At 68.1% G+C, this 12694-nt stretch carries 9 protein-coding genes; 3 read left to right on the plus strand and 6 right to left on the minus strand.

What is annotated here, in order from left to right:
• Window positions 1–90 precede the first annotated feature (90 nt).
• On the minus strand, window positions 91–1065 hold the full coding sequence (locus tag KXR53_RS14695; protein WP_437375926.1) for an isopenicillin N synthase family dioxygenase: 975 nt from the start codon (window positions 1063–1065) through the stop codon (window positions 91–93).
• Between the two features lie 80 nt (window positions 1066–1145).
• Here KXR53_RS14695 and KXR53_RS14700 point away from each other — a divergent pair, with 80 nt between their 5' ends.
• The 3 genes from KXR53_RS14700 (at window position 1146) to KXR53_RS14710 (ending at window position 4688) form a co-directional block, all read left to right on the plus strand.
• On the plus strand, window positions 1146–2084 hold the full coding sequence (locus tag KXR53_RS14700) for a nucleoside hydrolase (RefSeq protein WP_437375927.1): 939 nt from the start codon (window positions 1146–1148) through the stop codon (window positions 2082–2084).
• A 303-nt stretch (window positions 2085–2387) separates the two neighbouring features.
• Window positions 2388–3734 carry a nicotinate phosphoribosyltransferase gene (locus KXR53_RS14705; RefSeq protein WP_437375928.1) on the plus strand — a complete coding sequence of 449 codons (1347 nt, stop codon included), beginning with the start codon at window positions 2388–2390 and terminating at the stop codon, window positions 3732–3734.
• A gap of 138 nt (window positions 3735–3872) precedes the next feature.
• Window positions 3873–4688, plus strand: a complete 816-nt coding sequence (locus tag KXR53_RS14710) for a hypothetical protein (protein ID WP_437375929.1) — start codon at window positions 3873–3875, stop codon at window positions 4686–4688.
• A 59-nt stretch (window positions 4689–4747) separates the two neighbouring features.
• On the opposite strand, the gene KXR53_RS14715 is transcribed toward KXR53_RS14710, so the two are convergent.
• The 5 genes from KXR53_RS14715 to KXR53_RS14735 form a co-directional block, all read right to left on the minus strand.
• On the minus strand, window positions 4748–5755 hold the full coding sequence (locus KXR53_RS14715; protein ID WP_437375930.1) for a zinc-dependent alcohol dehydrogenase family protein: 1008 nt from the start codon (window positions 5753–5755) through the stop codon (window positions 4748–4750).
• On the minus strand, window positions 5752–7338 hold the full coding sequence (locus KXR53_RS14720; RefSeq protein ID WP_437375931.1) for an AAA family ATPase: 1587 nt from the start codon (window positions 7336–7338) through the stop codon (window positions 5752–5754). The genes KXR53_RS14715 and KXR53_RS14720 overlap by 4 nt, the downstream gene beginning before the upstream one ends.
• A gap of 101 nt (window positions 7339–7439) precedes the next feature.
• Entirely contained in the window at window positions 7440–8273 is an 834-nt protein-coding gene (locus KXR53_RS14725) for a universal stress protein (protein ID WP_437375932.1), read from the minus strand.
• A gap of 196 nt (window positions 8274–8469) precedes the next feature.
• The gene (locus KXR53_RS14730; protein WP_437375933.1) at window positions 8470–11892 is read right to left on the minus strand and encodes a M10 family metallopeptidase C-terminal domain-containing protein; all 3423 of its coding nucleotides are present in this window, start codon (window positions 11890–11892) and stop codon (window positions 8470–8472) included.
• Window positions 11893–12087: 195 nt separating this feature from the next.
• Complete coding sequence (locus KXR53_RS14735; protein ID WP_437375934.1) at window positions 12088–12348, minus strand: hypothetical protein; 261 nt, start codon at window positions 12346–12348, stop codon at window positions 12088–12090.
• Between the last annotated feature and the right edge of the window lie 346 nt (window positions 12349–12694).

Raw genomic sequence — 12694 nt, forward strand, 5'->3', positions numbered from 1 at the left:
TCTCTGGTCTCCGCTGTTCGTGGCCTCGCTGTGGACCGCCGACCTGGGCGGCGCCTCCCCGGGGACCTCTGCCGGGTCCCTTCATTGCGTTCAGGATGCTTTCTTGCGGTACTCGTAGTTCTTGTTCAACCGGTCGAGCAGGTAGTCGCCGTAGCGAACCGGCGGGTGGCGCGGAACCTCGCCCGGCGTCAGGAGGGCGGCGGGGCAGTCGACCACCGTGTCCATCGACGGGTCGTAGAAGAAGGGCTGGGAATAGCGCTCGCGGCCGCTGAGGTTGAGCACCCGGTGCGGGGTCGAGGCGAAGCGGTCATTCGACCAGCGCGCCAGGATGTCGCCGACATTCATCACGAAGGTGTTCGGGATCGGCGGCGCCGGGATCCACTCGCCGGCGCGGTTGCGCACCTCGAGCCCGCCGACGGAATCCTGAGCCAGCAAGGTGATGAAGCCGTAGTCGGTGTGCGGGGCCGATCCGAACAGACCCTCCTCGCGGCGCTGCTCCGGGTAGTGGAGAAGCCGGAGGAACAGCGTCGGCCGGTCGAAATGCGGCAGGAAGTAGGTCGGCGGCAGGTCCAGCGCCTCGGCGATCGCCACCGCCATGTCCCGGCCCAGGGTGGACATCGCCCGCATGTAGTCGAGCGCCGCCTGCCGCAGCTCCGGGATCTCCGCCGGCCACTGGTTCGGGCCCTGCAGCGGCTCGCCCAGCGCCGGGTCGTCCTCCGCCAGGTCATGCATCACCATCAGGGATTCGCTCTGGTTCGGCTTGGTAACCGTGGCGACGGAGGAGGTGACGATGGTCGAGGTGCTGAACGGCATGTAGCCGCGATGTGCGTCGTTCATGCGAATGCGCAGCTTGGCCTCGGCCGGCAGGTCGTGGAACCGCACCGACAGCCGGTGCAGCCGCTCGCCCAACTCCGCCGGCACGCCGTGATCGGCCAGATAGACGAAGCCGATGGTCTCCAGCGTCCGGCGCAGCTCGGCCACCGTACCGGCGCGGTCTTCCGACTTGCCGCCGCGCAGCGGCGACACGTCGAGCACCGGGATATTCGAGAATTCTCCCCGACCCATGCGCAAGCTCCCCTGTTTCGGATATTTGTATACAGAAACTCGTTTCTGTATACATTTTTCTAACAAGCAAGGAGGCGGGTTTGCGCGAAACCATCATCATCGACACCGATCCGGGGCAGGACGACGCCTTCGCCATTCTGCTGGCGCTGGCGTCGCGGGAGCTCGAGGTGCTCGGTCTCACCACGGTCGCCGGCAACGTTCCCGTCGCCGTCACCGCCGCGAATGCCCGGCGGGTCGTGGAATTGGCCGGGCGGCCCGAGATCCCGGTCCGGGCCGGCTGCGAGCGGCCGCTGCTGCGCCCCGCCCGCTTCGCCGAGGAGGTGCACGGCAAAACCGGCATCGACGGCTGGGACTTCCCGGCCCCGGCGCGGCCGCCGGAGCCCGGCCACGCGGTCGACTGGATCATCGAGACGCTGCTGGCCCGGCCCGACGGCGCCACCACCCTGGTGCCGATCGGGCCTCTGACCAACATCGCCATGGCGCTGCGCCGCTGCCCGGCCGTCATCCGGAAGATCCGCCGCATCGCGCTGATGGGCGGTGGCTTCTTCCAGGGCGGCAACATGTCCCCGGCGGCGGAGTTCAATATCCTGGTCGATCCGGACGCCGCCGCCATCGTGCTCGGCGCCGGCATCGACCTCGTCGCCGTACCGATCGACTGCACCTATGCGGCGCCGACGCCGGACAGCTGGATCGCGGATCTAGAGGCGCTCGGCACTCGGGTCGGGGCCGCCGGCGCCGGGATGATGCGGTTCTTCCAGCGCTTCGGGAACGAGAAATACGGCACCGCCACGCGGCCGCTGCACGACGCGCTGGCGGTCGGCACTCTGCTGTGGCCGGACCTGTTCACGGGACGGCGCTGCAATGTCGAGATCGAGACGGCATCGCCGCTGACCCTCGGCATGACCGTCGTCGATTGGTGGGGCATCTCCGGCCGCCCGGCCAACTGCCTGTGGCTGACCGGATGCAATGCGCCGATCTTCTACGCGCGCATGCTGGAGCGTCTGGCCACGCTCGGCTGATGCCCGGGCGATCGATGCGCGCGACGCCTGAGGCGTCGTCGATCGCGGTTTCGACGGATCGAATACCGCTTGAAGAAGCTCCGATATGCTCCAGATCTACAATCTGGCCTAAGTGGTGGAACCGCCCGGCGGGATGCCAGCTTCTGCCGCTCTCTCTCGGCCATGAGGTCTCGCTCCACGCCCGGCGGCCGGATGGCGGGCTGCGCCGCATCCGCATCCTGCCCTAGGATTCGGTCCGCGATGCCATGACACTCCCGCCTGTGCATCGGGCCGGCACGCCACCGGCTGACCTCGGAGGTCTCCATGCCCGCGCCGAACAGCCCGCTGCTCCTCGACCTGTACCAGTTCACGATGATGGCGGCCTATCTCGAGCACGGCATGACGGCGCCGGCGGTGTTCGAGTTCTTCGTCCGCAAGCTGCCGGCCCGGCGCGGCTTCCTGATGGCGGCCGGGCTCGAGCAGGCCCTCGATCATCTCGAGGGGCTGCGCTTCGGCGACGACGATCTGCGGTATCTGGCGCAGACCAATCGGTTTTCCGCTGACTTCCTGAATTACCTGGCCGGCTTCCGCTTCTCCGGCGATGTCGACGCCATGCCGGAGGGCACGGTCTTCTTCCCCGACGAGCCGGTGCTCCGCGTGACAGCACCGCTTCCGGAAGCCCAGATGGTCGAGACCCGCCTGGTCAATCTGCTGCAGTTGCAGACGGTCATCGCGTCCAAGGCCGCCCGGATGGTGCTGGCCGCGCCCGGCAGGCGGCTGGTGGATTTCGGCCTGCGCCGCGCCCATGGCGCCGAGGCCGGGCTGCTCGCAGCCCGGGCTGCCTATCTCGCCGGCTTCGCCGGCACCGCCACGCTGGCGGCCGAGCAGCGCTTCGGCATTCCCGCCTTCGGCACCATGGCGCATTCCTTCATCCAGGCCCATGACGACGAGAGCCTGGCCTTCGAGCGCTTCGCCCGGGCGCGGCCGCGCGACCTGGTCCTCCTGATCGACACCTATGACACCGAGCGCGGTGCGCAGCGCGTCGTCGAGCTGGCGCACCGGCTGGCGCGGGACGGCATCACCGTCCGCGGCGTGCGGATCGACAGCGGCGATCTCGCCGAGCACGCCCTGAAGGTGCGGGCGATCCTCGACGCCGGCGGGCTGGGCGGTGTTCGCATTTTCGCGAGCGGCGGGCTGGACGAGGACGATCTGCAGGCCTTCACGGCCCGGGCGGTGCCGATCGACGCCTACGGGATCGGCACCAGCCTGACGACCTCCTCCGACGCCCCGGCCCTCGACTGCGCCTATAAGCTGCAGGACTACGACGGGACGCCGCGCCGGAAGCGTTCGGAGGGGAAGGCGACCTGGCCCGGCCGGAAGCAGGTCTGGCGCCGATACGACGCCGATGGAGTCCTCGCGGGCGATGTCGTCTCGCTGGAGGCGGAGCAGGCCGACGGTCGGCCTCTGCTGCAGCCGGTCATGCGCGGCGGGCTTAGGCTGGCCGGCCTGCCGACGCTGGAGGAGGCGAGGCGACACGCCGTCGGCGAGCTCTCCTCTCTGCCTGCCGCTCTCAAGCAACTCGAGACTGCGGCGCCCTCCGTCAGGATCAGCGAGGGTCTGCAAAGGCTGGCCGAGGCTTGCGATCGCCGGGACCCGCTCGCGCCGCGGTGAGAGAGCAGGCCCCGCCGGGCTCAATCCGACATCAGCACCTGCGCGACCGAGACGCTGACGGACCCTGGTCTCAGGAAAGAATGGATCAATATTCCTTCAGGATTCGTTCCGGCCGATTTCCTGAAGAGGCGATGGTTCATGCGCCCGCAGACCGTGATGATCGCCCTGGTGCTCGTGATGTCCGGATGCGGGCAGGGGTCGCCGCCCCAGGTCGAGATGTCGACCGAGGTTGCGGCCGAGTTCGAGCGCCTGAGGACCGATTTGATCCGGGAGGTTCCGGACCTGATCCCGGATACGGCCGAGAGCGAGCGCCGGTGGGTGGTCCTGGCCGAAAGAGCCGTCGCGGCGGGCCGCAGGCCGATCGTCCGGCCGCAGCTGCTGATCATCGTCGACCGTGACCCGGCCGTGCAGGAGATGCGTATCCTGCTGGCAAACCCGTCCGGCGCATGGCGGAGCCTCGGGGGTACCAGGGTCTCCACCGGACAGGAGGGTCGGCACGGCTATTTCCTGACGCCGACCGGCGTGTTCCCGCACACCGATGCCATTCTCGACTGGCGGGCCGAAGGCACGTTCAATGCCAACAATATCCGTGGCCTCGGGCTCGAGGGCATGCGCGTGTGGGATTTCGGGTGGCAGCGCGCCGAGCGGGGTTGGGACGGCGGGGAGAGCGATATCCGGTTGCTCCTGCACGCGACAGATCCGGACACCCTCGAGCAACGCCTCGGACAGGCGGCTTCGAAGGGCTGCGTGCGCATTCCCTCGGCGATGAACCGCTTCCTGGACCGCCATGGCGTGCTCGACGCCGACTATGAGGCGGTCGCAAGGTTCGACAGCCGCATCGAGGCCCTGCTGCTTCCCGACCGCAGGCCGACGCCACTCGCCGGGAACATGCTGGTGGTCGTCGACTCCGGAAAGATGTCGCAGGCCTGGGCCACCTCCCGACCCGGAGGGTGACATAGGCTCTGCCGGTGCAGCGGAGCGGGTTGGTCCTCGGAGGATCGGCTTGACGGGCGTCAGCCGACACCATCCGGGACCGGGGACGGAACCAGCACGGCCGCCCCGGTCAGCCGGCCATCGCGGAGCCGGGCCAAGGCTTCGTTCGCCTGGTCGAGCGGCACGGCGTGGGTCTCGATGCGGATCGGCACCCTCGCGGCCACCGCCATGAAGGCTTCGGCATCCTGGCGCGTCAGGTTGGCGATCGCTCGGATGCTCCGCTCGGGCCACAGCAGCGCATAGGGGAAGCGCGGGATATCCGACATGTGGATGCCGGCGCAGATCACGCTTCCGCCTTTCCGGACCGTCCGCAGCGCGGCCGGCACCAGGTCGCCGACAGGGGCGAAGATGATGGCGGCATCGAGGGGCGCCGGCGGCGTCTCGTCGGACCCGCCGACCCAGGCGGCGCCGAGGCGCCGGGCGAAGGCCTGGGCATCGCTGTCGCCGGGCCGGGTGAAGACCGCGACCTCTTGGCCGCGATGATGGGCGATCTGGATGACGATGTGGGCGGAGGCGCCGAAGCCGTAGAGGCCGAGTCGTGGCGCGTCGCCGGCCAGGCGCAGGGTTCGGTAGCCGATCAGCCCAGCGCAGAGGAGGGGAGTGGCCTCGATATCGCCGTAGCGCTCCGGGATCGGGACGCAGAACCGCTCATCGGCCCGCGCGTATTCGGCATAGCCGCCATCGAGCTGATAGCCGGTGAAGCGCGCGCTGTCGCAGAGGTTCTCCTGGCCGCGATGGCAGAATTCGCAGCTGCCGCAAGCCCAGCCGAGCCAGGGCACGCCGACCCGGTCGCCGATCCTGAACCGGGTGGCGGCGCTGCCAAGGGCCGTCACCCGGCCGACGATCTCGTGTCCCGGCACGACCCTGGGCTTGGGCGAGGGCAGCTCGCCATCGACGACATGCAGATCGGTGCGGCAGACGCCGCAGGCCGAGACGCGGATCACGATCTCGGTCGGGCCCGGGACCGGGAGCGGCAGGTCCACAGCTTCGAGCGGCGCCCCCGGCCGTATCAGAACCATCGCCTTCATGGGCATGTCCTCGACGGCATTTCGGCCGGCGTGACGACCGGCCAGCCGAGCCGGCCCAGGTAGCGCAGTGTCCGGAAGACCAGGGTCGATGCCGGGCAGTCGCAGGCGAAGCCGGCCCAGTCGGCGGGAGGCGCCGCGCGGCGTCGCTGCTGTTCGAGCACCGCCGGGGTGGCGTCCGACGCGTCGCCGATCCGGGCCGACAGCCGGGACGCCAGGACGGCGTCGGGCGCATCCAGCCAGAGCCCGGTGAACGGCACCCGCCGGCGATCCGCAACGGCCCGGATCGCGTCCCGTTCGGCCGCCTCCAGGAACGTGGCGTCGGCGATCACCGTACAGCCCGCGGCCAGCAGCCGGTCGGCTTCGCGGCACAGTGCGTCATAGACCCGAGCGGTCTGCGCCGGGGCGTAGGCGCTGTCGGGCAGGCGCGCCTCGGGCGCCGTGCCGTGCAGACGCTTGCGGATGACATCGGAGCGCAGGATGCGGGCCCCCAGCGGCAGGCCGGAATACGGGGCGAGATGCGCCGCGAGCGTCGATTTGCCGGTGCCGCTGACCCCGCCGATCGCCAGAAGCCGCGGCCGGCTGACCTGCAGCAGATCGCCCGCGAGCGAGAAATAAGCCGTGGCACGGCGACGCGCTTCCAACCTTGCGGCATCGTCGGTCGACCCGCCTGCCATCGTCGCCTGGACATGCGCGCGGATGGCGGCGTGGATCGACAGGAACAGCGGCAGCAGGGCGGTTCCCTCCGCCTCGTCCGGCATCCGGTCGAGATAGCGGTTGAACACGGCGCTGGTGAGGTCGCGATGCGACCGCTCGATCAGGTCCATCAGCAGGAAGGACAGGTCATAGAGGATGTCGACGCAGGCGAGGCGGTCGGAGAACTCGATGGCGTCGAACAGGATCGGCGCGCCGCGCCACAGCGCGACGTTGCCGAGATGGAGGTCGCCATGGCCGCGACGCACGCGCCCCGACCTCCGGCGGCTGTCGAGCAGCCCGCGATGCCGGGAGGCTTCGTCCAGCGACCACTTCGTCAGCCGGCTGATCGCCGCCGCCTCGAACAGCCCGGCGCCGAAGCGTGCCAGGTTGCCGCCGTTCTCGTCGATGATCCCGGCGATCGCCGCGTGCCCGCCATGCTGCGGCTCCGCGGGCAGCGACTGGTGGAACTCGGCGATCCGGTCGGCGAGCTGGCGCATCAGCTCGGGGGTGAGCTGACCGCGCCTGGCCAGGCTGTCGAATTGCCCCGATGCGTCGAAGCGCAGCATCACCAAGAGCCAGTCGACGATGGCGCCGTCGCCGCCGAGGGTGAGGCCACCCGAGGGAGCGCGGCAGACCGGCAGCACGCGCAGATAGATCTCCGGCGCGGTGCGCCGGTTCAGCTCGAGCTCCTTCTCGCACGCGGCGTGCCGCAGCTCCGGCGTGGCGTAGTCGAGATAGCTGAAGCGCACCGCCTTCTTCAGCTTGTAGGCGTGCCCGCCGGCGAGGAAGACGATCGAGGCATGCGTTTCCACCCGTTGAACCGAGGCCACGCCATAGGCCTCCGGCTGCGACAGAAACGCGATCACCTCTCGCTGCGGGTCAGCAGGCATCGAAGCCTCATCCATACAAAGGAGATGGTGCCGGCCGACAGCGCGGGCGACCTTGCGCTGGATCATTCGACGCTGTGGCTATGCTCCAGGGAGGGCATCGGTCAGTGATAGACGAAGAGCGGCACCGTGCCGTGACGCAACAGCGTGCCCGTGCAGGAGCCGAGCAGAGCCTCGCGCCAGCCGCGATGACCGAAGGCGCCCATGACCAGCAGGCCGGGTTCATAGCTCTGAAGCTCCGAAAGCAGCACCTGGGCCGGATCCTCGTCGGATCGGATGCCGACAGTGTCCGCGCGAATGCCGTGCAGGCGTAGAAAGTGGGCGCCTCTCCCGGCGATCGCCTCCGCCTTCGCCTTGTCGCGGTCGATGGCGATCACTCCCGTCGGGATGTCTGGAAACAGGCCGAGGAGCGCGTAGAGCTGCAGCGCGCGCATGGCCGGCAGGCTGCTGTCATAGGCCACCAGAACGGCCGAACCGCGAGGTGGAGAAGGAGGGACCACGACCAGCGGACGCGGGAGATTCTTCACCAGCCGCGCGACGGGGTCGCCCAGCACGGCGTGTTCGTCCCGATGGAAAGTGACATCCCGGCCGATGACGATCAGGTCGTGGATGTCAGCGGCCTTGCGCAACTCCTCGTAAGGCTCCCCGCGATATTCCTCCGTGGTCGACCGGACCGCGAAGGTCCGGCAGCGTTTCTCGAATTGCCTGAGGACAGCCCGGCTCCGCTCCTGTGCTTGCTTCAGCAGGGCGACGTCCTTGGCGAATTTGTAGTAGGTGCCGCCGATCGGGATCGCCTCGGGGGCGGTCAGGAAGGGAACGTCGATCACGGATACGCCGCAGATCGATACGCGGTGGCGCTTGGCCAGATCCAAGGCGACGGACTCGGCGCGGCTCGACGCTTCGGTCGTGTCGAGGCCAATCAGCAGATTCTTGAGCATCTTGCATACCGGGGCTTGTTCCCGTCCGCTGGCCCACCGGTACGATCGGGGCCATGAAACAGGATACACCCGCGCACGCCCGCGCCCTGAAGGCGCTGGTGAAGGGAAGCGCCGCCGCCGTCTCGTGGGGTGGCCGAAACGGAAAGAGGCGGCGGATGGAACCGCCGCCTCCCTTGCTCCCTTTCCGGGCCGCCGATCAGAGCACGAAGTCGGCTCCCACCAGGGTGACGAACCCTCTCAGCGTGATGTGGAAGTCCGACACGCCGTCCCCGTTGACGTCGCCGGCGATGGTGGTCGTGTCCGACGAGAGATGGGCGAAGCGCAGCTCGCCGGCGTGGTGGCTGTACGTGGCCGAGCCGATGAAGCTGAACGCCTGGTTCCCCGCCGTGCCGGTGTCGGCATCGATCCCGGAGAGATCGACGCGGTCGCCCTGCGCGTGGCTGAAGTCGGTGATCACGTCGGCGAGGGCGCCGACGACGCTGTCGCCGATGGCCGAGAAGTCGAACACATCGGCCCCGGCACCGCCGGACAGCGTGTCCTTTCCGGCGCCGCCGTCGAGCGTGTCATTGCCCTCATAGCCCCAGAAGACGTTGTCGCCGGCATTGCCGATGAGCGTGTCGCCGGCCCTGCCGCCGCTGACCCTCTCGATGCTGGCATAGGTGTCGCCTTCCGCCTCGCCGCCATGGCCGACGCCGGCCGCGAGATCGACCGTGACCGCCTGGCTCAGGCCGAAATAGCTGGCCCGATCGATGCCGGAGCCGCCGTCGAGAGCGTCGGCGCCGGTGCCGCCGCGGAGAATGTCGTCCCCGGCGCGGCCGAAGAGGGTGTCGTTGCCGGCGCCGCCTTCGAGCGTGTCGTCCCCGGCCTCGCCGATATTCGGCATCACCGGCGGGGGCGGGGCCACGGAGACGTTCAGCTCATAGGTCGCGCCGTCGGGGACGGCCTGTTCGGGCTCTCCCGTGTCGTTGTTGTATTGCCCGACCACGATGTAGTAGTCGCCGGTCTCCGCGACCTTGAAGGTGAACTGCGAGTCCGTCCGGCGGGCGGAGCCGGGATCGTTTCCGCCATCGTCGTTGAAGGCGACCACGGTGCCGTCGGCCCGCACGAGCCAGAGGAAGCTGTCGCTCAGCCCGGCCGAGGTGTGGTCGATATCGGCGGTGATGATCGACCCCGCATTCACCGTCAGCTTGTAGTAGCCCCCCTCGCCGTTGCCGGTGGCGTTGACCGTGGTGTGCGGCAGGGTGGTCGCGTCCACGATGTCGGAATCGGCGACGAGCGAGAAGGCGTTGGTCAGGTCATGGGCGGCGGCGACGGAGTTGTTCGTCGCATCCGGCCCCAGCGTGGCATAGCCGTCGCCCATGCCGATGCCGGAGACCGGGAAGGGGATGAAGTCGCCGTCCAGCGTGTCGCGTCCGGCGCCCCCCTTCAGGACGTCGTCGCCGCCCTGGCCCACGAGCCTGTTGTCGCCGGCATCGCCGGTGAGACGGTCATCGTGCCCGGAGCCGGCCAGGCCTTCGATCGAGACATAGGTCTCCTGGTGCGTGCTGGCGTCGCCGAGAGCGACGGTGACGCCCGTGGTGCTGCCGTAGTAGGCGGCCATGTCGAGGCCGGCGCCGCCGTCGAGCGTGTCCGCCCCGCCGCCTCCGGCCAGGGTGTCGTCGCCCGCGGCGCCCGACAGGACGTTCACGCCCGCATTGCCGATCAGGGTGTCGGCGAATTTCGAGCCGATGACGTTCTCGATATTCACCAGCCGGTCGTACTGGTGCGTCGTCGTGGTGTCGCCTTCACCGTCGCCGCCGCTGGCGGTGCCGGCCGCGAGGTCGACGGTCACGCCTTCGGTGGCGGGCGTCCGCGGCGGGCCGAACATCGGCTGGCGCTCATCGAGCGTGTAGTCGGCCGTGTCGATGCCGTCGCCGCCGTCCAGGAAATCCGCCCCGGCGCCGCCGATGAGGGTGTCGTTGCCGGCGTCGCCGTTCAGGACGTCGCCGTCGCGGGCGCCCTCGAGCTTGTCGTCGCCGCCGCCGCCGCTGAGCACGTCGCCGCCGCCGAGGCCGAGGAAGTAATTGGCCTCGGTGCCGCCGATGAAGCGGTCGATGCGGTCGTCCGACCCGATCAGGTTCTCGATACTATAGAAGGTGTCGCCCGAGGCCGTGCCGCCGCTGGCGACATTGGTCACCAGGTTGACCAGCAGCTGGAACGGGCTCTCCAGGCTGAAATCGACCGTGTCGATGCCGTCGCCGCCATAGAAGACGTCGACGCCGGCCATGCCGCGCAGGATATCGTCACCGGCGCCGCCATAGAGCAGGTCGTTGCCCTGGCCGGCATTGATCGTGTCGTTGCCGTCCTCGCCATACAGCCGGTCGGCGCCGTCATTGCTTTCCGGCCCGTCATCCGGCGGCAGGGTGTTGTTGCGGTCGCGGCTGTCCTTGCTGTCCAGGCCGCCGACAATCAGGTCGTCGCCGGCGCCGCCATGGATCTCGTCGGCGCCGTTGCCGCCGTCGATCTTATCGTCGCCGCCGCCGCCCAGCAGCTCATTGTCGCCGTCATTGCCGATGATGATGTCGAGGAAGTCGCTGCCGACACCCTTCTCGATGTAGTACTGCGTCGCGTCGGCGTTGTGGCCGTCGAAGATCGCGACGTTCCAGCTATGGCCGTTGACGCTGGAGAAGCGGCCCTCGCGCAGATCCAGGATCGTGCTGGCGGTCGACCCCGAGAAGTCGATCGTGTCGTGGCCGCCGGTGTCGTGGACCACGAAGCCGATGTCGTGGGTTGGCCCGTCCGCCGTCAGGGTGTAGCCCAGCCGGGTGCTGCCGAAGCCGTAGACGTCGTCGCCGGTGTTGAGCTGGATGTCCTGATAGGTCCGCTCGCCATTCGCGTCGACGGTGGAGAAGAAGCGCCGGATGACGGCCTCGATATCGGCGATCCCGGGCGTGGTGTTGGTCCAGGCCGTGGTGCCGCCGGTGTCGATGTCGTCGAAATACGACATCACCGAATAGCGCTGGCTGTCATAGACCCATTTGGCGTCATTGTAATAGGTGATCTGCGGGCCGCCGGGGCCGCCGTAATTGTAGAAGCCCGGATGGTTCAGGCCCCATTCATGGCCGAATTCATGGATGAAGGTGTTGAAGATGTAGCCGCCCGGCTCGGTCGCGTTCGGCTCGGTGTCGTGGAAGCGCTGCCCGACGCTGACGTAGCGGCCGGCGGAAAAGGCGCTGCCGTCGCTCGGTTCCCCGAGCTCCGGGCTGACGACCTCGAGATAGTCGGTGTCCGGGTCGTAGGGCCTGTCGGTGACGATCTCGAACTGCAGCGGCGTCACCGCCGACCACATCTCCAGCGCCCCGATCGCGGCCTCCATGTAGTCCGGATGGTCGGCGAGCTCGGAGACGTTCACCACGATCGGCGACTGCGCCTGCTCGGGCGTCAGCGGGCGGCTCAGCGCGCCCAGATAGTTGAGATAAGTCTCGTAATTGGTGTCTTTGCCATAGGGATTGTCCGGCGTCTGGTCGATGTTCTGCCAGTTCTGGAGATCTTCCGGACTGATCGTGAACGATCCTGAAACCGCCACGCCTCCCGGCGTGGAGTGCTCCTTGCTATAGCCTGTCTGGCACAGGATGCACATGTCTTGCTCCCCCTATTTTCTGACACGGCAATGGATTCGGCGACGCTGATTCAGTCGCGGGACCGATTCCCGCTGATGAATGCAGCGTCGGCTCCAGCTGAAGCGTCAGTTCATCCGTACGGAACTGGGTCGGAGGCCGTGCCGGATCCGCTCCGTTGCGGCGCTCCGGGATGCGCTCAGCCTGCGGCCGGCGCATCACCGTGCCGGCATCGGCCCGGGCACGGCGGTGGTGAGGAGGTACATCGCCACTCGGGGGTGTGTGTGGGCGCCAAAACGCGACGCCGCGACTGTCCCGACGTGGATCGAATGCTCATGGCGGTCGATGTCCCCCTGTTTGCGATGCGCAGCCTTGCCGGGATGCCGGGCCGAAACCCCTCCCGCTTGATTTTCCGGTCCAACCGTCACGGCCATCTCTTGACGGACACCAATGCCGACGACGGTTTCACCGATGTCCACCCCATATCCGGAGGTGGAACGCGATTCAGCATCTCGACTGTCTACGCACCTATAGTCGCCATCCTTCGGCAATGTCGCGCGCATCGCAATCAAAAAATTTTCTTACTTCTGGTTATATCCTTATGTTTCGTTCGTATGCATACATCGTTTGCACAGTTTAATATGCAATTCTTCTCAAATTCATTCTATTTGGCTTTGATTCGATGGTGTGAGTCAGTCAAAATGACTTCATATTGCTTGCCAATCCGCGGACGGCACTCGGGGACAGCGAGGACGCCGGCGGCGAGTCGGCGCAAGACTTCGCGGCGGCGAATCCCGGTTCGGCGGCGTAACCTTCCGCCACTTC

This window comes from Inquilinus limosus (assembly GCF_051487185.1).
Taxonomy (GTDB): Bacteria; Pseudomonadota; Alphaproteobacteria; order DSM-16000; family Inquilinaceae; genus Inquilinus; species Inquilinus limosus_F.

Coding starts and splice junctions, on each gene's coding strand:
- KXR53_RS14695 (WP_437375926.1), bottom strand. CDS start 1,065: ATGGGTCGGGGAGAATTCTCGAATATCCCGGTGCTCGACGTGTCGCCG.
- KXR53_RS14705 (WP_437375928.1), top strand. CDS start 2,388: ATGCCCGCGCCGAACAGCCCGCTGCTCCTCGACCTGTACCAGTTCACG.
- KXR53_RS14710 (WP_437375929.1), top strand. CDS start 3,873: ATGCGCCCGCAGACCGTGATGATCGCCCTGGTGCTCGTGATGTCCGGA.
- KXR53_RS14715 (WP_437375930.1), bottom strand. CDS start 5,755: ATGAAGGCGATGGTTCTGATACGGCCGGGGGCGCCGCTCGAAGCTGTG.
- KXR53_RS14720 (WP_437375931.1), bottom strand. CDS start 7,338: ATGCCTGCTGACCCGCAGCGAGAGGTGATCGCGTTTCTGTCGCAGCCG.
- KXR53_RS14725 (WP_437375932.1), bottom strand. CDS start 8,273: ATGCTCAAGAATCTGCTGATTGGCCTCGACACGACCGAAGCGTCGAGC.
- KXR53_RS14730 (WP_437375933.1), bottom strand. CDS start 11,892: ATGTGCATCCTGTGCCAGACAGGCTATAGCAAGGAGCACTCCACGCCG.